Source organism: Bacteroides caecimuris (assembly GCF_001688725.2).
Classification (GTDB): Bacteria; Bacteroidota; Bacteroidia; order Bacteroidales; family Bacteroidaceae; genus Bacteroides; species Bacteroides caecimuris.
The window spans coordinates 1,138,662-1,160,403 of the sequence record NZ_CP015401.2 but is presented as its reverse complement, the minus strand read 5'-3'; the positions used below and the strand labels follow the sequence as shown (position 1 = coordinate 1,160,403).

The 21,742-nt window shown below is 40.3% G+C and carries 16 protein-coding genes and 1 pseudogene; 11 read left to right on the top strand and 6 right to left on the bottom strand.

The genetic code is table 11. The annotated features are described in order from the left end of the window. Nucleotides 1-27: 27 nt before the first annotated feature. The 3 genes from A4V03_RS04790 (at nucleotide 28) to nfo (ending at nucleotide 5,462) form a co-directional block, all read left to right on the top strand. Entirely contained in the window at nucleotides 28-999 is a 972-nt protein-coding gene (locus A4V03_RS04790; RefSeq protein ID WP_065538142.1) for an ROK family protein, read from the top strand. A gap of 14 nt (nucleotides 1,000-1,013) precedes the next feature. Then, nucleotides 1,014-3,629 carry a DUF4962 domain-containing protein gene (locus A4V03_RS04785; protein WP_065540289.1) on the top strand — a complete coding sequence of 872 codons (2,616 nt, stop codon included), beginning with the start codon at nucleotides 1,014-1,016 and terminating at the stop codon, nucleotides 3,627-3,629. A 999-nt stretch (nucleotides 3,630-4,628) separates the two neighbouring features. Beyond that, nucleotides 4,629-5,462, top strand: a complete 834-nt coding sequence (nfo, locus tag A4V03_RS04780; protein ID WP_065538141.1) for a deoxyribonuclease IV — start codon at nucleotides 4,629-4,631, stop codon at nucleotides 5,460-5,462. A gap of 236 nt (nucleotides 5,463-5,698) precedes the next feature. Here the strand turns inward: nfo and A4V03_RS04775 are convergent, their stop codons facing one another. From A4V03_RS04775 to A4V03_RS04765, 3 genes are read right to left on the bottom strand one after another with little or no spacing between them, the layout of a single operon-like run. Continuing rightward, nucleotides 5,699-6,259, bottom strand: a complete 561-nt coding sequence (locus tag A4V03_RS04775; protein ID WP_065540288.1) for a hypothetical protein — start codon at nucleotides 6,257-6,259, stop codon at nucleotides 5,699-5,701. Between the two features lie 32 nt (nucleotides 6,260-6,291). Beyond that, on the bottom strand, nucleotides 6,292-6,648 hold the full coding sequence (locus A4V03_RS04770) for a hypothetical protein (protein WP_024988653.1): 357 nt from the start codon (nucleotides 6,646-6,648) through the stop codon (nucleotides 6,292-6,294). A gap of 4 nt (nucleotides 6,649-6,652) precedes the next feature. Then, nucleotides 6,653-7,192, bottom strand: coding sequence for an RNA polymerase sigma factor (locus A4V03_RS04765; RefSeq protein WP_065538140.1), 540 nt, complete (start codon nucleotides 7,190-7,192; stop codon nucleotides 6,653-6,655). Between the two features lie 42 nt (nucleotides 7,193-7,234). Here A4V03_RS04765 and A4V03_RS20635 point away from each other — a divergent pair, with 42 nt between their 5' ends. Beyond that, a complete protein-coding gene (locus A4V03_RS20635; protein ID WP_157447987.1) occupies nucleotides 7,235-7,375 on the top strand; it encodes a hypothetical protein in 141 nt (46 codons plus the stop codon). A gap of 19 nt (nucleotides 7,376-7,394) precedes the next feature. Here A4V03_RS20635 and A4V03_RS04760 read toward each other — a convergent pair whose 3' ends face one another. The 3 genes and pseudogenes from A4V03_RS04760 to A4V03_RS04755 all read right to left on the bottom strand — a co-directional run bounded on the left by A4V03_RS04760 (nucleotide 7,395) and on the right by A4V03_RS04755 (nucleotide 9,431). After that, nucleotides 7,395-7,571 carry a DUF4250 domain-containing protein gene (locus A4V03_RS04760; RefSeq protein ID WP_024988655.1) on the bottom strand — a complete coding sequence of 59 codons (177 nt, stop codon included), beginning with the start codon at nucleotides 7,569-7,571 and terminating at the stop codon, nucleotides 7,395-7,397. 61 nt (nucleotides 7,572-7,632) lie between these two features. Continuing rightward, nucleotides 7,633-7,797 (bottom strand): annotated as a pseudogene (locus tag A4V03_RS21275) (carboxypeptidase-like regulatory domain-containing protein); the annotation flags it as partial. A 431-nt stretch (nucleotides 7,798-8,228) separates the two neighbouring features. Further along, nucleotides 8,229-9,431, bottom strand: coding sequence for an IS110 family RNA-guided transposase (locus A4V03_RS04755; protein WP_065538139.1), 1,203 nt, complete (start codon nucleotides 9,429-9,431; stop codon nucleotides 8,229-8,231). Nucleotides 9,432-9,612: 181 nt separating this feature from the next. Between A4V03_RS04755 and A4V03_RS04750 the strand changes: the two genes are divergently transcribed. The 7 genes from A4V03_RS04750 to A4V03_RS04720 all read left to right on the top strand — a co-directional run bounded on the left by A4V03_RS04750 (nucleotide 9,613) and on the right by A4V03_RS04720 (nucleotide 21,736). Next, on the top strand, nucleotides 9,613-11,154 hold the full coding sequence (locus A4V03_RS04750; RefSeq protein WP_065540287.1) for an RNA-binding domain-containing protein: 1,542 nt from the start codon (nucleotides 9,613-9,615) through the stop codon (nucleotides 11,152-11,154). Nucleotides 11,155-11,170: 16 nt separating this feature from the next. Further along, nucleotides 11,171-11,881, top strand: a complete 711-nt coding sequence (locus tag A4V03_RS04745; RefSeq protein WP_065538138.1) for a hypothetical protein — start codon at nucleotides 11,171-11,173, stop codon at nucleotides 11,879-11,881. A gap of 137 nt (nucleotides 11,882-12,018) precedes the next feature. Next, on the top strand, nucleotides 12,019-12,228 hold the full coding sequence (locus tag A4V03_RS04740) for a helix-turn-helix transcriptional regulator (RefSeq protein ID WP_065538137.1): 210 nt from the start codon (nucleotides 12,019-12,021) through the stop codon (nucleotides 12,226-12,228). A gap of 14 nt (nucleotides 12,229-12,242) precedes the next feature. Beyond that, complete coding sequence (locus A4V03_RS04735; RefSeq protein WP_065538136.1) at nucleotides 12,243-13,442, top strand: DNA cytosine methyltransferase; 1,200 nt, start codon at nucleotides 12,243-12,245, stop codon at nucleotides 13,440-13,442. Between the two features lie 746 nt (nucleotides 13,443-14,188). After that, the gene (locus tag A4V03_RS04730; RefSeq protein WP_236588667.1) at nucleotides 14,189-15,295 is read left to right on the top strand and encodes an McrB family protein; all 1,107 of its coding nucleotides are present in this window, start codon (nucleotides 14,189-14,191) and stop codon (nucleotides 15,293-15,295) included. Between the two features lie 14 nt (nucleotides 15,296-15,309). Continuing rightward, the gene (locus A4V03_RS04725) at nucleotides 15,310-17,565 is read left to right on the top strand and encodes a restriction endonuclease-like protein (RefSeq protein ID WP_262483105.1); all 2,256 of its coding nucleotides are present in this window, start codon (nucleotides 15,310-15,312) and stop codon (nucleotides 17,563-17,565) included. Between the two features lie 40 nt (nucleotides 17,566-17,605). Further along, entirely contained in the window at nucleotides 17,606-21,736 is a 4,131-nt protein-coding gene (locus tag A4V03_RS04720) for a hypothetical protein (RefSeq protein WP_065538134.1), read from the top strand. The last annotated feature ends 6 nt before the right edge of the window (nucleotides 21,737-21,742 follow it).

The following is a 21,742-nucleotide window of genomic DNA, read 5'->3' as shown; positions in this document are numbered from 1 at the left end:
GAATTAAGTATCAAGTATTAACGTGGTATGGAGAAAGAATACGCTATAGGAATTGACCTTGGCGGAACTTCTGTAAAATACGCCCTTATTGATAATGAAGGCGTATTTTACTTTCAAGGGAAGTTACCGTCGAAAGCCGATGTATCAGCAGAAGCTGTCATCGGACAGTTGGTTAGTGCTATCAATGAAGTGAAAGCCTTTGCACAGGAAAAAGGCTACCAAATTGATGGTATAGGAATCGGAACACCGGGCATTGTGGATGGTACGAACCGTATTGTTTTAGGAGGTGCGGAAAATATCAACGGCTGGGAAAACATTCACTTGGCAGACCGCATTGAAACGGAAACCGGACTTCCGGCTTTATTGGGAAATGATGCCAATCTGATGGGACTGGGAGAAACGATGTACGGAGCCGGTCAGGGAGCCACTCATGTTGTTTTCTTGACGGTAGGAACGGGTATTGGCGGTGCAGTAGTCATCAACGGCAAATTGTTCAACGGTTATGCCAACCGGGGAACGGAGCTGGGACACGTGCCTCTCATTGCCAATGGCGAACCGTGTGCTTGCGGTTCTGTCGGCTGTCTGGAACACTATGCTTCCACTTCTGCTTTGGTACGCCGCTTCAGTCAACGAATAATAGACGCAGGCATCTCCTACCCGGATGAAGAGATTAACGGAGAATTGATTGTCCGCCTTTATAAACAAGGGGATCCGATTGCAAAAATATCACTGGAAGAACACTGTGACTTTTTGGGACACGGAATTGCAGGATTTATCAATATCTTCAGTCCGCAAAAGATTGTGATTGGTGGAGGGCTCTCCGAAGCAGGAGACTTTTACATTCAGAAAGTAAGTGAAAAAGCGCGTAGTTATGCCATCCCCGACTGTGCTGTGAATACTCAAATCATAGCTGCCGCTCTTGGAAACAAAGCTGGAAGTATTGGAGCTGCGTCACTTGTATTTACTCAATTATCTGCTCCAAACCTGATTAAATTATGAGAAAGAATTTAGGTATGTTGACGCTGATTATGGCGTTCTTGTTTACCATTCTGCTATCCACCAACGGGTATGCGCAAAAAGGAATCATGCGCCTGACTCAACAGACTTTGATGCACGAAGTCCGCGAAACGCCTTCCCCACTGGACGGACAGCATATAGCAGTCAATCCGCCACGTTTCATGTGGCCGGACAAGTTTCCTCATCTCGGCGCCGTACTTGACGGTGTAGAAGAAGAGGATTTCAAACCGGAAGTGACTTACCGTATCCGTATTGCACGCGATCCGGAATTCAAGTCGGAGGTAATCACTGCGGAAAGGAAGTGGGCTTTCTTCAATCCTTTCAAATTATTCGGAAAAGGGATATGGTATTGGCAACACGCTTATGTAGATAAAGACGGAAAGGAAGAATGGTCGCCTGTTTATCATTTTTATGTAGACGACCAGACACGCACATTCAATCCGCCTTCATTGCAAGAAGTATTGGCTAAATTGCCCAGGTCCCATCCGCGCATCCTGCTTGATGCCAACGAATGGGACAACATTATCGAAAGGAATAAGAATAACCCGGAAGCACAAGCGTACATCACGAAAGCCAACAAATGCCTCAACCACCCGTTGAAGCATTTGGAAGAAGAGATTGATACGACGCAAGTTGTCAAGTTGACCAATATTGTGCAGTATCGCTCCGCCCTGATTCGTGAAAGCCGGAAGATTGTAGACCGCGAAGAAGCGAATATCGAATCGATGGTACGTGCCTATCTGCTGACTAAAGATGACGTGTATTATAAAGAAGGTATCAAACGCCTTTCCGAAATTCTTTCCTGGAAGAACAGCAAATACTTTGCAGGAGACTTCAACCGTTCCACTATCCTGTCCATGAGCACTTCGGCTTATGACGCATGGTACAATCTGTTGACACCGGAAGAGAAGAAGTTGCTTTTAAGAACTATCCGTGACAACGGCAAGAAGTTCTATCACGAATACGTCAACCATCTCGAAAACCGTATTGCCGACAACCACGTTTGGCAAATGACATTCCGTATTCTGAATATGGCAGCCTTTGCTACGTATGGCGAACTCCCGATGGCTTCCACTTGGGTGGACTATTGCTACAACGAGTGGGTATCCCGTCTGCCGGGACTGAATGCCGACGGCGGATGGCACAACGGTGATTCTTATTTTCATGTCAATCTCCGTACATTGATCGAAGTCCCCGCTTTCTACTCCCGTATCAGCGGATTCGACTTCTTTGCCGATCCTTGGTATAACAATAACGCACTTTACGTTATTTACCAGCAACCGCCATTCTCGAAATCTGCCGGACAAGGCAATTCGCATGAAACGAAGATGAAACCGAACGGTACACGGGTAGGTTATGCGGACGCATTGGCACGCGAATGCAACAACCCTTGGGCAGCCGCTTATGCACGCACGATATTGGAGAAAGAACCGGATATTATGAAGAAAACATTCTTGGGAAAATCCGGCGACTTGACCTGGTATCGTTGTACGACAAGAAAATCTTTACCAACAGAGGACCACTCATTGGCAGAACTTCCCATGACAAAGGTATTCAACGAAACAGGAATTGCAACGATGCATACTTCTTTGGGAGACATAGATAAGAATGCAATGTTGTCATTCCGTTCCAGCCCTTATGGTTCCACCTCCCATGCACTTGCCAATCAGAATGCTTTCAATACTTTTTATGGCGGCAAAGCTATTTTCTACAGTAGCGGACACCGTACAGGATTCACAGACGACCATTGCATGTATTCGTACCGTAATACACGTGCGCATAATAGCATGCTGGTCAACGGAATGACCCAGAAGATAGGAACGGAAGGATACGGATGGATTCCACGCTGGTATGAAGGAGAAAAGATTTCGTACATGGTCGGCGATGCTTCCAACGCTTATGGCGATGTGACTTCCCCCCTATGGCTGAAACGCGGTGAATTGTCCGGCACTCAATACACGCCTGAGAAAGGTTGGGACGAAAACAAAGTAGACATGTTCCGCCGCCACATCATCCAATTGGGAACTACCGGAGTGTACGTTATCTATGATGAACTGGAAGGAAAAGAAGCTGTGACATGGAGTTATCTTCTGCATACGGTAGAACTTCCGATGGAAATGCAGGAACTGCCCGATAAAGTGAAAATCACTGGAAAGAATAAAGCCGGTGGTACCTCCGTGGCTCATTTATTCAGCTCGGCAAAAACAGAACAAGCTATCATAGATACTTTCTTCTGCGCCCCGACCAACTGGAAGAATGTAACGAATGCCCAGGGAAAGGCTCTGAAATATCCCAACCACTGGCATTTCTCCTCAACAACCGTTCCTTGCAAAACCGCCCGTTTCTTAACGGTTATGGACACTCACGGGAACAACCGTCCGGACATGGAAGTGATTCGTAAAGGCAATACCGTACAGGTAGGCAATTGGGTTATCACTTGTAATCTGACAGATAAAGGAAAGGCCGCTATCAGTGTCACCAATAAGGCTGAAAAGGTTTCCTTGAATTATGATGCAGGTAAAAAGGAAGGTGCGACGATTGTCACTGACCAGGTGGAAGGTAAACAGGTCAGCAAAGTTCTGACGGACTATTTACCTGATTTTGAGATATAGCCAACAGTATTCAAGAGGGTGTCCGAAAAGGGTATCCTCTTGAATCAGAAAATAAAATCGTTCAAGTTTCTTTTATTGGTCTCGCCATATTAATCTCCTTTCTTTTTACTTGCAAAAATCCTCACCATCCCCTCTAGGGTTAACTGAACGTACAAAAAATCATCTGCCATACAATAAATCTCTGTAATTTTAGTCTCTGAGAACATAGTGATAATCGTTTAAATGTTATAACTCAGAGCCTGTTTAAATTCTCTTCAGTCATAATTTTATAGCTGATATTTCAACTTACCCCGGCTCTTCTTGTCGCGTCCGTCTGTAGTTGGCGGAAGGGGTATTAACAGTTGCGCTCTTGGCTATTAATAGAAAACTTCCCGCCCATTAAGTATAAAGTTCCTTCGGACAGGAAGGAAACTTTCTTTTCATTCGATACAAACTATAAACGCAAGCTTTGATTATATAATTGCAAGCTTCGTTTTTATAATCAAAGCCTTTGTTTTTATAAACGAAGCTTGCGTTTATAGATTACGGTTAATGAAAAACAAGTTTACATGCTGATAATAAGAAGTTTACAATTAATGAAAGAGAACTTTTCTATTAATGAATGAAAAGTGGGTTATTAAGAGCCTGCTCCGAGTTTTGCCCGACACAGTTTTGAGAGTTGCTCTCGAGTATATTTTCTGTTGTTAATTAAATCCACACCGGAACGTTCGAAACCTTTTAGGCTATTTTATTCCGCAGATCAGCTATCAAGACCTGTTTCATTGCCTATTTTTATTTCGCATAACTATAGTCAAACGAAGCAATAGCAGGCAATCGAAATAATATATAATATAATCAAGCAATCGAAAAAAATCCAATCAACATCAAAACTATATATGGACTATGATTCGATTCATAACCGTATCGAAACAAACTATATTGCAAATACAATTATCCTATTCAAACATCAACTCTCATAAAAATGTTATATTTGCAGACAAGAATCAAAAGAAATAAAATATGAAGTATATCGGAGCACATGTAAGCGCATCCGGTGGCGTAGAATTCGCCCCCGTCAATGCGCATGAGATAGGAGCAAATGCTTTTGCACTATTCACAAAGAACCAACGCCAATGGGTAAGCAAACCGTTAACAAAGGAAAGTATCAGTCTTTTCAAAGAGAATTGTGAGAAGTTCGGTTTCCAGACGGAATATATCCTGCCCCATGACAGTTACCTTATTAATTTGGGACACCCGGAGGAAGAAGGATTGGCAAAAAGCCGTGCCGCTTTTCTGGATGAAATGCAACGTTGCGAACAACTCGGATTGAAACTCCTGAATTTCCACCCCGGCAGCTCTCTCAATAAAATATCAACAGAAGATTGCCTGTCACTTATCGCAGAAAGTATCAACATCACTTTGGAAAAGACGAAAGGAGTGACAGCCGTTATCGAGAATACCGCCGGACAAGGCAGTAATCTGGGAAGCGAATTCTGGCAACTAAAATATATCATTGACCGGGTGGATGACAAAAGCCGGATAGGGGTTTGTCTCGATACTTGCCATACCTACACAGCTGGTTATGATATAGTGAATGAGTATGACAAAGTATTCGACGAGTTCGATAAGGAAGTGGGATTCAGTTATCTACGCGGCATGCACTTGAATGACTCAAAGAAAGCATTAGGCACTCATGTAGACCGTCATGATAGTATTGGTGAGGGACTGATTGGAAAAGCTTTTTTTGAAAGGTTGATGCAGGATCCGAGATTTGACAATATACCGTTGATACTCGAAACTCCGGATGAAAGCAAGTGGACGGAAGAGATTGCCTGGTTAAGAAGCATCGAATAAAAAATCGACAGTCATAAAAGGAAATAAGAACAAAGTAGATTGAAAGACAAAAACAGCCGGCAAACAGAGTTTGCCGGCTGTTTTTATATATAACCATCAGCAATTTAATAAATATTCGCCATACCGACTAACGGTTCATACAGAAAATATGCTAAAAACCAACTGAAAAAACACCTATGACTGCCTATGTTCAAATTGTGTTGATTAAACTGATAAAATAAACTTAGCCTCTGTTCTTAGCCTTGACGCGGAGTGCGAGGTCTCTGTCCCTGATGGTGATGTCCTTGTCCGGGTTGCTGTCCTTTTCTACGGTCAAACTCTTTTCTGAACTTATTCGCATTGCTTTTCTCCTGCTGATACATCTTCATTATCTGCTTTTGAGACAGTATCTTGCTGAATTCATTGTAATACTTCTCACGGACATCGAGCGTCTTACGGCTTTGAGCAAACTGGTTTTTCAGCATCGTTGCTATTTCAGCATCAGTCATAGCCGGTTTCTGACCTTCTTTTTTTGCAGCAACTTCCGTGCCCTGCGGCTTTTCCGCTCTCGGTTTGCGATTCATCATGCGGCATTCGCGCAGTTCTTTCAGATATTCCCCGTAAACCGGAGTAAACTTGGCAGCAGTCGCATCATCCAGCATCAGTGTCCTAATCATCTGATTGGTTTGCATCTGCGTCATCTGTTCTAGTGTAGGACGCTGTTTCCTTTCTTTATTGTCTTTATTCTGAGCAGAAAGGGACATCTGGCTTCCCATCAAAAGAGCAGCCCAAATTACATAAATAAACTTCATCTTCATAATTTTCACGTTTTAATAATTAATTGATTCACTTAATACAAAAATATATCGTTCTCAGAGAAGCTGACGAGCTCTTCCAACTCCTCATCCGACAGTTCTTTAATCCATTTGTCTACCTGGTCTGTAGCATTGTTTCTTTCAACAGCCAACACATTTGACGAAGACGGCTTGACATCATCCGCCCGATAGAAAGACGGAACAAACAAAAGCCCTGTCAACATGGCCGCTATGGCAACTACCGTAGAAATAATCAGCTTCATGGGAGATTTCCGCTGTTGTTTCACTCCGGCACGCTCCATTACTTTCCGCTGCATATCCTCGAAGAATCCATCGGGGGTACGGTAAGGCGTCCGTTTACCAATATCGTCAAAATCAAATTCCTTTTTCATCGTCCTATCTGTTTAATATATATTCCTTTATCTTTTCTTTCGCATAGTGGTAATTCACTTTAAGCGTATCCACTTTACTGTCCAGTACACGGGCAATCTCTTCATATTCAAGTTCGTCGTAATAACGCAAGTTGAAGACAAGCCGCTGCTTTTCCGGCAGACTTAAAATGGCTTCCTGAAACTTCACTGCCAGTTCATTCTCATAATCAATGTAATCGGAAGCCTTCAACTTGCCCATCAACTCTTCCCGTACATCTTCCGCAGAAACAACTCCTTCATCTTTACGGCTGTTCAGCAAACGTAAGCTCTCATTCGTTGCAATCCGGTACATCCAAGTCGACAGTGAACTTTCTTCGCGAAACTGGTCGATATGCCGGAATACCCGGATAAAGACTTCCTGAAGCACATCTTCCGCATCTTCGTGAGAGACGACCAGTCTACGGATATAATTATATATCGGCACCTGGAAAGAGTCCATCAGCATCTTGAATCCCCGTTCGCGATTCGAGGAACAAACTTCACGAATTTTATTCTCGTTTATCATCAATTCTTTTTCTGAGCTTTATCAGTTAGAACGCAGAAGGATATGGAAGTTAAATACGGAAATTTGCATTTTGCTTTTATTAACATGAAGAAGGAGAAAAGAAAGATTGCGCAATTGGATGGAAAAAGCGCTGCCAAAGCCTTTACAGAGGCTACGGCAGCGCTTCAAATGTTTTATCTATAAACTGTAAACAGGAAGATGATTACCAGAACTTATTATGTTCCGCACTATACTCGAAACCGGCAGCTTTCAACTGATTCACTAACTCATCCTTATTTACGTCCATATCTTCACAAAGTTCGTCTAGTGAAGAATAACAATCACGCAACTTCATATTAATGACACTGAACAGCATCATCGGGTCTTTTGGTAATTCCATAACATACAATATTTTAAACCGGGCGCAAAGTTACAGCAATCTCATCGAACGGCAAAACAAATCAATCACCTATTTCTTCTATCTTCAAAGAGACTTTTTCTATCAGTTTACCGATTTCCGTTTCCAACGGGATGACGTTGAACTCTTTCCAGAAGTTCTCGTCATATTTGAAGTTCGTGTCGGAGAAGATGGTACGGGTGGATAACCTTTCTCTGCGGGAGAATATTCAGGAGTAACTTGCCAATATGACACATATCATTATTAAAATAAAGACTGAAACTGATATAAGCCAACCACCTCATCGTCCTGTTTGTTTGAAAAATTACATAGAATTAAATCAAAAGAAAATAGTAATTTTAACTGATTTTTCGGTTTTATCCTTACCTTTCCTCTAAAAAGAAAAATCTCCCGCTCTTATATTCGCATGTAACTTACTTGTATCTAATTAATTATACTTATAGTCCGTAAATTTTCCCACAAAACGTCTAAGACGACAAGTATTTTGTCGTCTGAACTAGTAAAGTTTGTTACTTTCCTCTTCAGCCTAAAAGGACTACGCCGGTGTCCAATCCCTCTATGGATACAATAATTTTGTAAACGCGCTCATGTGGCAGCACAAAGGTAATTATGTTGTCGATAGAGGTATATCGGAAAGGTCTATCCGACCAATAACGATTCTAATGCTTGAATATCATTTTGCCATTCCGCCTGCTTTTCAAGCCGCTTGAGGTAAACATCTATAAAATCCTCGTCTTTTGTCAGCATGTGCCATACTGCGACCAATAACTTTCGGGCGATGGCTACTTGTATCTTCATCTTGTTCTTATGGCGTTGGGTGCATTGCACGTAGCTGAAGTTTGAGAAAAAGCAGTTTCGGGTTCTTGATGCGACCCAGGATATTTCAATCAATATCTGACGCAGGAATCGGTTCCCATGCGTCGTCCTGTTGCTTTTGACTTTATTGTTGCTTATATCATTGCGTGGTTTCAATCCACACCATCCCACAAGGTTTGTTGCTTTTTCAAACGGTTTCATGTCAGCCCCGGTCTCCGCAATTATAGCCGAAGCGGCGCGTTCTTTAACACCGGGGATACTTTGTAGACGTTTGAATTGTTTCGGGAAGTGTTCCTGGCACATGGAAATGAGAGCATTCCTGCATTCTTCGATTTGTCGCTCGATTACTCCTATAAGCTCTGCGTATTGCTTTAACAAACAGATGTCTGCCTGGTGAAAGTCACCCGTTACGGCATCCTTTATGATGTTGCGTCCGTATTTCCGTAGAGTTTTTCCATGAATGAGTTTCACCAGCTCCTCAGGGTCGGTTATCCCGGTTATTATTGCACGGACGCACTTCTGATAGCTTTTTCCATTGACTCGGGAGACATAGTTACTTAACCGGAAGCCACATCGCTGTAAAGCAGCGTCCTGTTTATTGCTGTTATACGTCAGGTCTTCATTCAGGTCGAAGATGCGACGGTTATACTTGCGCATGTCCTGCACTGTCTTATCCGGCACAAAACTTCCACGAATCAGATTCTTCAACAAGCATTCCGCTATCCATTGGGCATCCTTCACATCACTCTTGCGACCGGGAAGCTGCTTTATAAAATAAGGATTTACCAATTTGAGAGACATGCTCTCGCACAAGGCATTCCACACAGGGACCCAATAGGTTGAAGTGCTTTCCATGGCTGCCTCTGTCACCCCATGAGAAACCATCTCGGAACACACAAGTTCTAAATCAGGAGTCAATGTACCATAAACTTTTGCAAAAATAACGGCCTCGGTATTATCCATCACACAGAGATAAATTGTATCTTTGTGGACATCAAGGCCGGCCACGATTCTGTCTTTGTCCATATTTGAGATTTTTTAGTTACACTCCTTAAATATAGGACATTCGTAACAATTAAACGAAGTATGAAGCAGAGTTTGAGGGTTGGCCTCGGTTTTTATTGTGCCGGTGTAGAAAAAATCGATTTTTCTATATAATTTTGTGTATGATATTGGGATGTTATATCCAAACAACAATAAGAAAACGATGCAGATACATAACAATACATTGATAGCGGAATGCTCGGCTTACGATTTCAAGGAAATGTTGGAGCGTAAGAAAGTAAAGTCATGGCTTAAATCCGTGTCGGCATTTGCCAATACGGACGGTGGCAGTTTGTTCTATGGAGTGAATGATGACGGCGTAATTGTAGGGTTGGAGAATCCACAAGCCGATGCTGATTTTATCAGTGAAATGATAAAGGCACGACTTGACCCTGTGCCGGAAGTTCAACTTATTCCGATAGAACATGAAGGACATACCCTGCTTGAAGTGAAAGTAAAGGCAGGAACGCTTACACCTTATTACTATTATCAGGATGGGACACGTACCGCATATGTACGAGTTGGGAATGAAAGTGTAGAATGCAACTCCCAACAATTACTTTCGTTGGTATTAAAAGGCACGCACATGACTTGGGATTCACTGCCTACCCAAGTGGATGCCAGCAAACATTCTTTCATCATCCTTGCCAATACTTTCCGTGAGCAAACCCATCAGGAATGGAACGATAAGTATCTGGAATCATTCGGGCTGGTAACTCCTGACGGCAAACTGACCAATGCAGGATTGCTGTTTGTGGATAATTGCACGGTATTTCAATCGCGTATTTTCTGCACCCGTTGGACTGGACTCTATAAGGATGATGCCATCAGTTCCGTAGAACATCGGGCTAACCTTGTGCTGCTCTTAAAATATAGTATGGATTTCATCAAAAACTATACCATGAGCGGCTGGGTGAAGATGCCAAACTATCGCCTTAACCTCCCCGACTATTCCGACCGTGCTATCTTCGAAGGATTGGTAAACCATCTTATCCATCGGGATTATACCGTGATGGGCGGTGAAGTACATATCGATATTTACGATGACCGTGTAGAACTGGTATCACCGGGCGCAATGCTTGACGGAACACAGATTCAAGACCGTGACATATACAAAGTGCCGTCCATGCGCCGCAACCCCGTCATTGCGGATGTGTTCACACAGTTGGATTATATGGAAAAACGTGGTTCCGGCTTACGCAAAATGCGAGAGCTTACAGAGAAGCTACCCAATTTCCTGCAAGGTAAAGAGCCGCAATATCAAACGGAAGCGACTTCTTTCTACACCACATTCTATAATTTGAACTGGGGTGACAACGGAAGAATGCCTGTTGAAGAAGTAGCCAACAGGGTAAATAGTACCCTCGAAAAGTACCCGGTAAACGAAGAAAGTTCGGTCGAAAAGTTCGGTGTAAACACAAAAGAGTTCGGTGTAAATGAAGAAAGTTCGGTCGAAAAGTTCGGTGTAAATGCGGATAAGTTCGGAGATACATCGGAAACACAGAAGAAAGTCAGTAAAACTGCACAAAAGATAATCGACCTCGTTATTTCAGATCCTTCAATCACAGCTGATAATATGGCCAACAAGATTGGTGTAACTAAACGCGCTATAGAGAAAAATATCAAGAGCCTTAGGGGTATGGGAATTTTGGTTCACGAAGGTTCAGACAAGGCTGGTTATTGGCGCATTATTGTTAAACCATAAACAGAACAACAAACCTATGGAGACCTCTTTCATACCATTCTTTGCAATCATAGCCGTTTTGATTATCGCCTTTTTGTTTGCCTCTTTGCCACAGGTAAACCATAAAACGCGATACCGAGTGCTTTATGCAATAGCCATTATCATGCTATTAGCTGTTATCCCTATTAGTGAATATATGGCTGGTGGCATACAAAACTCAAGTAACAATTATCTGCTTGTCCTAATATTCGATATTGCAGTAGGATATTTCTGTATGTACATTGCTGCTTTGCTAAAATTCAACGTTCTTAAACGAAAGAACCAAGCATTAGAAAACGCCTTGACAGAAAAGCAACAAGAAAATGTAGCAATCCTATTGGAGCATCAAAACGAAAAACAACAAGCACTCCGGCAAAGAGAGCTTGAATGGTTAGCTGGGAAAATAAAGATGTTTACCGAAGAAGAACAGAAAGCTATTCTTGCCAGTGCTTGCGCATTTGCAGAACACGGTTTGATAATCACACCCTCAATAACCATTCAGCTAAAAGATACATGTAGTCAGCAAGATATTATGTACTTTGTTTGTTCTACTTTTTTCAACATGGGCAAGAAGCGTAGTGATATTGTAAGTTTCTTATCTCAGGTCTTTCCACTTTACTTTCCTGCAGGAGAAAGTGTATTGGCTAAAAAGATGCCAGGATTGGAAAAGGTAAAAGAGAGAAGGGAAAAAGAGAACCAATCCAAGTGAGTTTTCCGATATACACATTGAAGTATATTTCAATATAAAGCAGTTTTCCGACATATATTTGTCAGAAAATCATTATAATTGGAATAAGTTTTCGATTATAATGATTACCTTTGCATTCAAAACATATCATAGAACGTATGAATAAAGATATAAATCGTTTGAAGGTGATTTTAGCAGAAAAGAAACGCACCAATAAATGGTTGGCAGAACAGTTGGGAAAAGATCCGGGAACTGTGTCAAAATGGTGCACAAATACCATGCAACCGAACTTGGAGACATTAGTGAAAATCGCAAAAGTCCTTGAAGTGGATACTAAGGACTTATTGTGGTCAATAAAAAATATTTAACTTAATACGTACAAATGCCTAAGACAATAGTATCTTTGTTTTCCGGATGTGGTGGTCTTGATTTGGGATTTAGCGGAGGATTTGCATTCAGAGGACACGATTATGAGAGATTAGATACAGAAATTGTATTTGCAAATGATTTTGACCAAGACGCACAGTCTTGTTATAATGCCAACCCATTATTAACAAATGATGGAGCCAATTGCCTTTTAGCTGATATTAGAGATATTGATGCTAATGATATACCTGATTTTGATATACTTTTAGCCGGTTTCCCATGCCAACCATTTTCTAATGCTGGCAAAAGACAGGGAGTGGATGATGAAAACGGAAGAGGTACATTATTTGAAGAATGTCATAGAATCATTGCTGCAAAGATTGAGGCTGGCCATCGTCCTCAAGCATTTCTGTTTGAGAATGTTAGAGGCATTCTATCTTCACATGTAGCAAATGGCAATAGTGTACCTGAAGAAATCGTTAGAATCATGGGCGATTTAGGTTATGATGTCTCATACAAATTAGTTTGTGCTTCTGATTACGGCGTTCCCCAAAAACGCTATCGTGTTCTAATGGTTGGAATAGATAGAGAGTTGAATCTTGGACATTTTGATTTCAACTTATTGAAAACAATTGTTCAAGAAAACAATATCCCATCCGAACATTATGGGAACATCGAAGAACTGGTATTAGGAAGAATATTACAAGGTGTAGAAAACTTACCTGATAATGAAGTATGGGAATTTAGCCCAGGAACACAACAAACAGTAAATTTAATCGGAAGCTGTGCTCACGGCATTGAAGGATTCCAATATTTTTATGACGGATATTCCCATACGAATTTACCTACAATATGTATGGAAGGAAAATCATGGAAAGACATACCCTACGAAATGTTGACTCCACGATTTAGGAATATCTATGATAACCCTAAACGTTATCATGCTCCAAAATTTTTTAGACGATTTGCTTTTGGAGAAATTTGCGGTACAATTACAGCTTCTGCGCAACCTGACAAATGTGGAATTACTCACCCCATTGAAAATAGACGGTATTCTGTTAGGGAATGTGCAAGAATTCAGTCATTCCCTGATAACTACTTGTTTAATGCAATACCTTTAGCAGCTAGATATAAAGTTATTGGTAATGCCGTTCCTCCAATACTTGGCTGGATTACAGCAACCGCTTTGTTAAGATTCCTCCCAATTAATGAATAATAGATATGGCTTATATTGATAAAAAATCCCTATTGACAGCATATAAAATACTGTCACACAATACAGACAGCCCTTCAAGTCAAGGTGCCACCCAATTTATAAGTGCCATCAGGTATTTATTCGCATTAGACCATTTTGTTTTAAAAACCAATAAAAATTGCGATACAAAGGAAAAAGAAGACAGAGAGTTATTTATTAATTATGTAGGAGATGTTGTAAGTATAGATGGGTCTTGTTATACATCGAACTTTTTCACTGATATAAAAGACGAAAAAGATTATAAAGTCGGAAGCAATTTCTTCTCCGTAAATGTAGTAAAAGAGTCTATTGCAAATCCTGTAGTTTTACATGATTTCCCACGTAGGACGAAAGATGCTGCATTATTTAACGTACAAAATGGAGTTTTATCCATAAATGAGACTCTCTACAAGAATATAAAGAAATATATAAAAAACAAAGAGTGCAGAATCGCTCTTGCAATATGGTTATGCAGAAAATATAAATTTAGCATTTCTGAAATAAACAGATCAGAAATCAAGAATTGTTTAGCCATAAGCTACTCCACTAGTTTATTAAATGAGTTTTTACCATCAGATTCTGATTTTACGGAATATATAGCAAAGTATGGAAGATTGAGTTTATCACAGGAGGAAACTAAGATTTCTCCAAAAGAAATTTATAGAATATTTGACACTAAAGACAAAAAACGTACAGATTTCCAATACTATCACTATATAGACATTATCATGGCTATAAAGACTAAACCCTTCCTTTTGCTTGCCGGTATATCCGGTACGGGCAAAAGCCGTATTGTCCGTGAATTGGCCCGTGCGTGTTGGGACGAAGATTCCACTGAATATAAAGCTCAGAAACCTAAGAATTTTGAGATGATTCAGGTAAAACCCAATTGGCATGATTCCACTGAACTCATGGGATATGTGAGCCGTGTCAGCGGAAGCCCTATATATGTGATTGGTGATTTCTTAAGATTTATCACAAAGGCTTGGGAAAACTTGGATGTACCTCATTTCCTTTGTCTGGATGAAATGAATCTTGCTCCTGTCGAACAATATTTTGCGGAATTTCTTAGTGTGATAGAATCTCGTAAAAGCAACGAAGACGGTACGATTGCAACAGACCCTATCCTGAAAAAAAGCACAGAGGATTGGTATCGGGTATTGACAGCCGAGCTGACAGGAAACAATGAAACATTAAGGAACCGCTTTTTGGAAGAGGGTATCACCATTCCACAGAATCTAATCGTAGTGGGTACGGTAAATATGGATGAAACAACCTTCTCTTTTTCCCGTAAGGTACTTGACCGTGCCATGACTATAGAAATGAATGAAGTGGATTTGTATGCCGGATTGGACAGCAAATATGAACGTATTGGTAAGCTGAATAGCGATATGCTTATCGGTACAGCTGTAGAAGGTGTGGATGTATATGCAGATAACGAGGATGTTTGTAATAAGGTATTGACCTATTTGCAAGCTGTGAATGATGTCCTTAACGGCACTCCGTTCAAAGTTGCCTACCGCACGCGAAACGAATTCCTGCTTTATGTGGTAAACAATTTGCCTTACAATATGGATGAAAACGGACACGAGTTCAGTGAAGATGAGGTCATAGCAACCGCATTGGATGAGATAACAAGCATGAAAATCTTGTCACGAATAGAAGGTGATGATACAAAAGTCAAGCATTCACTTCTTGAAAGACTGATTACTACTATCGAAGCGCAGTTGTTGGCATTGACCGGAGAAGATAAGAAAATAGAATCCGTTTCCATAGCCAAGTTGAAAGAAATGCAAGAACGGTTGTCATCCGGCTATACAAGTTTCTGGAGCTAAAAACAATCAGATATTTGCAAAGGACAATGGAACTGCTCACCATAAAGCATCAGGATTTTGAAATGATTGTCGAATGCGCAAAATTCGATGACATTTGGTATAAAGCCAAGAGTAATATTGGAGAAGAATGCTTACACTCCACTTATTCTTGGTCAGAAGGCGTATCATCTGTTATCCTGAGCAACCATATTGGAGAAGAAATTACGATTGAAAACAGCCAACAAGCTCCTGCCATATTTTTCGACAACACCGATTATCCTATTTGGGTGGAATTCAAGAACTATGTGAAAAAGGCTAAGTTTGGCTCCACTCTCCAGAGTGAAAATGAAAAATTCACTTTTCGCAGACAGATATTGGCAGGTTTCTTGAATTATGGCAATGAGGTTGGTCGCAGCGAAATACAACTCATGTATCAAGTGGGAGCAGAAACCCGCAGTTTTGTCTTCTCTTTTGAAGTGTTGAGCACAAAGCTCAACTATCACGAGCATTGGAAAGCCATTATAGAGGATATTGAACAAGAGTACAGAATGCTTTCGCTCGACTATATGCGAAGAACCTTTCATGGCTTTTCGCCCGATGCAAGCGGAGAGACCCCGGAAATAATCTGGTGGAGCGTATTTGCCAATGAGCAAAAGAAATTCATCAAGGCCTGCAAAAACATCATTGACCGCCCAAGACATCGGTTACACGGAAAAGAGACTTACAAACGTGCCGATAAGCTGACATTTGTCCCCTCCTGCATAGAAAACGAATTGGCAGAACACAGACAGGACAGCTCTCACTTATATCGTGTAGAAGAACGCGTCCGAACAAATGACACGCAGGAAAACAGGTTCTTGAAATTCGCTCTTGGACAAATTACGGATAAATACGCAGTCTTGAAGAAGCGCATAGAAGCGGTAAAGAATGCTTCGGATGTGATGAAGGATGACATGCAAGCCACATTGGCTACATTGAAACACTTGCAGCGAAATCCCTTCTTCCGTACAGTAGGAAATTACAAAGGAATGAATCAGGAAAGTCTGGTTCTGCAAAAAGCTACCGGATATAGTCAGGTATATCGCACATGGAGCCTGCTTCGCCGCTCCTATTCTCTGAATGATGGCATATACCGTTTGCAAACCAAAGATATAGCGACACTCTACGAGATATGGTGTTTCATAGAAGTGAGCCATATTGTGAAGGAAAAACTTCATTTGTCTGATGAAGATATAGACCATAAAAACCGTATGGAAATGAATGGCCTGTTCACGTGGGATTTGGGCAAAGGAGAACATTCCCGTATCCTTTTCAAGAAAGACAATGTGGAACTGGCTGAATTAGTCTATAATCCAAAGAACACAGACAAGGGGAATAGTGACATTGGAATGAAAGATCTTGTGGTGCGCACAGTGCCACAAAAGCCGGATATTGTCCTGCAACTGACCAAGAACGATTTGCAAGAAGGAATGAAAATGACTTATCTGTTTGATGCGAAATATCGTATTGATGGAAAGGATAAAAATGGAGTAGATGTTCCACCCGAAGATGCGATCAACCAGATGCACAGATATCGCGATGCCATCTATTATAAAGACTATCAATCGAATACTTTAAAAAAAGAAGTGATAGGTGGTTATATATTATTTCCTGGAGATGGTAATCCAACAGATGTTGCTGTATCGAAGTTCCGTAAGACTATAGACGAAGTGAACATCGGTGCATTCCCACTTCGTCCTAAAGACCAACATAATCGCCAGCTATTGGAGCAGTTTGTTGAACAACTTATCACCACAAAATCACATGAGACAATCTCTAAAGTGATACCGCAAAAGGGAACATTCGTAGAAGTAGGAAACCGTGTACTCATAGGTCTTGTTACAAACAGCAGCCGTAAAGGCTATTTGCAAAGTTTCAAGGATGGTAATGCCACACTCTATTACACAGGTAGTCATTTCCCAACTACTATTGCTCTGCAAAATCTACATTACTTCATGCCCTACTTCAAAGGAGAAGGGATATGTGATGTCTACGAGATAATTAGAGTTAGAACTATCACATCAAAGGAAGTGAAGCAAACCGATGGAGAAGAAAATAGCAACGACCTTCGTCTCGCCTTTGAACTGCGCTACTTCCGTAAACAATATGCCAACATTCAACCAATCAATACAAGCAAGATGATAAACTATACGTTTATTGATACTACTTTTGAGGAGTTGTACCAAATAGTTATGATGGATAAAGGTATTGTGCAGGGGAATAAGCATGAGCGCATGAGAGAGAAAGAATAATGCACATAAGTGAAAAAAGAGCTGTATAGGAGTGGTATTTATGCTGAATATTGATTTCAATAATATTAGATCCATAAACGGGTCTGCAAATGAAGGGTTTGAAGAATTTGTGTGCCAGTTGGCACGTAGAGAGGAAATTCCATGTACAAAGACATTTGTACACAAAGGTAAGCCAGATGGAGGGGTGGAATGTTACTGGACTCTTGAAGATGGAAGTATTGTGGCTTGGCAAGCTAAATATTTTTGTAAGGCTTTTGATGATTCACAGTATCAACAAATAGATAGGTCTGTAAAAGAGGCACTCGATTCCCATCCCAATTTGAGACGATATGTCATAGCAGTACCCACAGATCCCTCCGATGCTCATGTCGCAGGTAGAATGAGTATGAAAGATCGAATTGATGGATATGTGGAAAGATGGTCAAAGATAAATTCTCATGTAACTTTTGATTTTTGGTGGGCATCAGACTTAATAGAAAGACTTCAAAAGTCCTCTAATCAAGGTCTACTTCGATTTTGGTTTGGAAAGCACGAATTTTCAGATGAAGATATGATGCGATTTAATGCAGGTTCAATAAAAGATTTAGGTAAACGATATACACCTAAACTGAATATTGAAGTTGAACCCGTTCAATATTTCGAGGTTCTTTCACGAGGAAGTTCACTGAGACATTTTTTTGATAAGGAGCTGATAATAGCAGAAGATACATGTAGAAAAATAGAGAAAGATAAGTACTGTCAAGATATTATTAATTTAGTAGAAAGTGTCCGCAATGCGATTAAACAAATAAAGGAAATTAATATCAACGGTATAGATAATATACCTCTTAATGAATTATTGTCAGCATTGATGTTATTGGGAGAAACTGTTCAAGATATTGCCAACAGTATTGTTGAAAAAGAAAGTGTAACAGAAGAAGAAAACAGAACATCAAGTAACATATTTGAACTAGGTATAAATATTTTGCGCGTTCACAACGATTTGCATCAAGATATAATGAGGCTAGTAAATGACCCTATTTTAATACTTGAAGGGGATGCTGGAGTCGGTAAGTCGCATTTGATGGCTGATACTGTTCAAAGAAGACAAAAAGAGAACCTGTTTAGTCTATTTTTTTTAGGGCAGAAATTTGTTACTGATGAAGAACCTTTCACTCAGATAATGAGAATGCTTAGCTTCAGCAGTTCTTCGGAGGAGTTATTAGAAACGCTTGAAGCCAAGGCAGAATCAACCGGACATCGCATCATCATTTTCATAGATGCAATAAATGAGGGACACGGGCTGGCTATTTGGCAAAGTAATATCCATAGTTTTATTGATAGGATTCGACAACATCCGTGGCTTGGACTCGTTTTGAGCATTCGTACATCATATACCCCTGCAATACTTCCATGGGAAGAATTTGGAAATGATTATTGTGTGTGGGCAAGACATTATGGATTTGGGACTAATACACAAAAAGCCGTACAACTATATTTTAAGGAATACGATATATTGTATCCTTCTGTTCCACTCCTCAATCCCGAATTTAAAAATCCACTATTTTTACATTTGTTCTGTGAAGGAATGAAGAACAATGGTTATAAAAAGATACCGGATGGTGTGAAAGGTATAACATCAATAATGAATTTGTTTTTCGATGGTATTGAAAAATCTCTCAGGAAAGCCAAACATTATTCCCCATTAATCAAGTGTGTAGATAAGGCTGTCCGTAAGTACATAGAATTCACAGCTAAAGAAGGAAGGCATGAAATGCCAATAGACACTGCTATAGAAAACTTTTCCGATATTTATCCCCGTGTGTTTACAGAAGGTGAATTATTGGACTGTTTGATATCTGAAGGTGTTTTCAGCAAAAATGTTTTTTATAATACGGTTGGCAAGTACGAGGAGTGCATATATTTCACATATGAACGATTTGAAAATTTTCTTCAAGCAGAATATCTAATAGATAAATTACAATTTGACGATAAAGCTATAGAGGAATATGTACTAACGATAAAATCTCCTTATGTAGTTGGTGGATTATTGGAATCACTGGCAATTTTATTGCCAGAATGTAAGGGGATAGAATTATATGATTCATTACCTAATTTCCATAGTAATAAAGCCATTATAAATGCAGTTCTTTCTAGTTTAATATGGAGAGAGGAAAGAACAATAGACTCACATCTCGACACATATTTTGCAGAATTTGTAAGTAATGAACAATTCAGAGACCGTTTTATTCGAACCGTTATAGAGGTTGCATTTAATCCGGGAAACTATTATAATGCCGATTATCTTCACAAAATGCTGGAACCAATGCGGTTAGCTGACAGGGATGCCATGTGGACACCTACATTATATCGGATTTATAGCAATCAGGATGAAATAATAAAAGATATTATTAACTGGGCATGGGATGAAAGCGATAAGGTCAATATGGATGAAGAGTCTGCTGAGTTGGGAGCTACTTTACTTTCTTGGTTTTTGGCAAGTACCAATCGACAACTACGCGATACAGCGACAAAAGCCCTCGTACAACTTCTGCATAATAGGATGCAGGTACTTATACCACTTTTGGAAAAGTTCTCAAAAGTAGATGATCCATATATTCATGAAAGACTTTATGGTGTAGCATTAGGCTGCGCCGTGAGGTCAAAATCAAAAGAATATTTGGCCAGTTTGTGCCAATACATTTATTCGTCAGTATTTAATGTTGAGGGTGAGGTTTACCCTCACATCTTGCTGCGTGACTATGCACGGAATGTTATAGAATATGCTATTTTTATAGGAGAAAAACTGAATATTGATATTAATAAAATACGACCGCCATATAATAGCTCTTTTGATTATACCTATGTATCTGATGAGGAAATAAAGTCTATATTAGACGAATGCGGGGAATACAAGAATCCTCCGGGTATGTGTAACATGCTTATTTCCATGTTTACAGAACATTCAGCCATAGGCCTTTATGGAGATTTTGGAAGATATACATTTCAAAGTGCATTGAGCAACTGGAAAATTGATGCAGAACGCCTGAGTAACGTAGCCATAAAACTCATTATTGACAAGCATGGATACCGAGAAGACAAGCATGGTACATTCGACCAAAAAATTGGATCTGGAAGAGGACGCTCAACCATACCAAATGAACGAATTGGCAAGAAATATCAGTGGCTGGCCTTACATGAATTGTTAGCTCGTGTAGCAGATAATTTCGAAAAATTAGAATATTCATGGAGTGATAATGTCGTAGAATATGAGGGAACTTGGGAACCAACCGTTCGTGATATTGATCCAACAACTCTTGTTAGAGTAAATGAGAATCGTCAAAATTCAGACCTCAAAGAAGATTTCTGGTGGTATGGAGGGAAATATGCTAACTGGGAGCATGAAATGCCTGATTGGCTTAATATAAAGGATGATATTCCAGCAGCCGAGCCAATTATAGAATTGACAGATGCTGATGGATGCGATTGGCTTGCATTGGAATGTTATCCAGAATGGAATGAACCACATGGCAAAGATTGCATATACAAAAGCCTATGGTATCAAGTAAGAAGCTGCATCATTGACGAGGATGAGTTCCCTCTCGTTTGTGAATGGGCTTCAAAACAAAATTTTGGTGGGAGATGGATGCCCGAACACTCTGATAAATACGAATTGTTTTATCGTGAATATTACTGGTCACCAGCATACAAACATTTTGATATTAAAGGGCTTACCAAGAGGGACATATATGACAAGAAAACGAATCGGTTCATAGCTCATGTAGAGATAACCACAATCGGTTATTTGTGGGAGGCAGAAGAAGACCATTCTAAAGACACATCCTTTTACTGTCTCATGCCTTCAAAACAGTTATTTGATGGTCTTAGGATGCAATATGCAGACGAGGAAGGGGTATTCTTAAATGAAAAAGGCAAGGTGATTTGTTTCGATGCAGGAGTCGTAGAGAAGTCAAAAAACTATCTTTTAGTCCGGAAGGATGCCCTATTGGATTATCTCAAAACGCATCACAAGAAAATATTGTGGTATGTACTTGGTGAAAAAAACATCATAGGGTTACATAGTTATAATAATATACCTAATCTTCCTATGTGGCTTGTAGTGAGTGGTACTTATACATTGGATGAGGAAGGCAAAGTAACAGGATGTATGAGAACGTCCCATGAGAGATAGCGACTA

Excerpts from the sequence above, each read along its gene's own strand:
- A4V03_RS04785 (WP_065540289.1), top strand. The coding sequence starts at position 1,014 with ATGTTGACGCTGATTATGGCGTTCTTGTTTACCATTCTGCTATCCACC.
- A4V03_RS04760 (WP_024988655.1), bottom strand. The coding sequence starts at position 7,571 with ATGGAATTACCAAAAGACCCGATGATGCTGTTCAGTGTCATTAATATG.
- A4V03_RS04765 (WP_065538140.1), bottom strand. The coding sequence starts at position 7,192 with ATGATAAACGAGAATAAAATTCGTGAAGTTTGTTCCTCGAATCGCGAA.
- A4V03_RS20635 (WP_157447987.1), top strand. The coding sequence starts at position 7,235 with ATGGAAGTTAAATACGGAAATTTGCATTTTGCTTTTATTAACATGAAG.
- A4V03_RS04745 (WP_065538138.1), top strand. The coding sequence starts at position 11,171 with ATGGAGACCTCTTTCATACCATTCTTTGCAATCATAGCCGTTTTGATT.
- A4V03_RS04720 (WP_065538134.1), top strand. The coding sequence starts at position 17,606 with ATGCTGAATATTGATTTCAATAATATTAGATCCATAAACGGGTCTGCA.
- A4V03_RS04790 (WP_065538142.1), top strand. The coding sequence starts at position 28 with ATGGAGAAAGAATACGCTATAGGAATTGACCTTGGCGGAACTTCTGTA.
- A4V03_RS04735 (WP_065538136.1), top strand. The coding sequence starts at position 12,243 with ATGCCTAAGACAATAGTATCTTTGTTTTCCGGATGTGGTGGTCTTGAT.
- A4V03_RS04730 (WP_236588667.1), top strand. The coding sequence starts at position 14,189 with ATGGCTATAAAGACTAAACCCTTCCTTTTGCTTGCCGGTATATCCGGT.
- A4V03_RS04755 (WP_065538139.1), bottom strand. The coding sequence starts at position 9,431 with ATGGACAAAGACAGAATCGTGGCCGGCCTTGATGTCCACAAAGATACA.
- A4V03_RS04775 (WP_065540288.1), bottom strand. The coding sequence starts at position 6,259 with ATGAAGATGAAGTTTATTTATGTAATTTGGGCTGCTCTTTTGATGGGA.
- A4V03_RS04770 (WP_024988653.1), bottom strand. The coding sequence starts at position 6,648 with ATGAAAAAGGAATTTGATTTTGACGATATTGGTAAACGGACGCCTTAC.
- A4V03_RS04750 (WP_065540287.1), top strand. The coding sequence starts at position 9,613 with ATGCAGATACATAACAATACATTGATAGCGGAATGCTCGGCTTACGAT.
- nfo (WP_065538141.1), top strand. The coding sequence starts at position 4,629 with ATGAAGTATATCGGAGCACATGTAAGCGCATCCGGTGGCGTAGAATTC.
- A4V03_RS04740 (WP_065538137.1), top strand. The coding sequence starts at position 12,019 with ATGAATAAAGATATAAATCGTTTGAAGGTGATTTTAGCAGAAAAGAAA.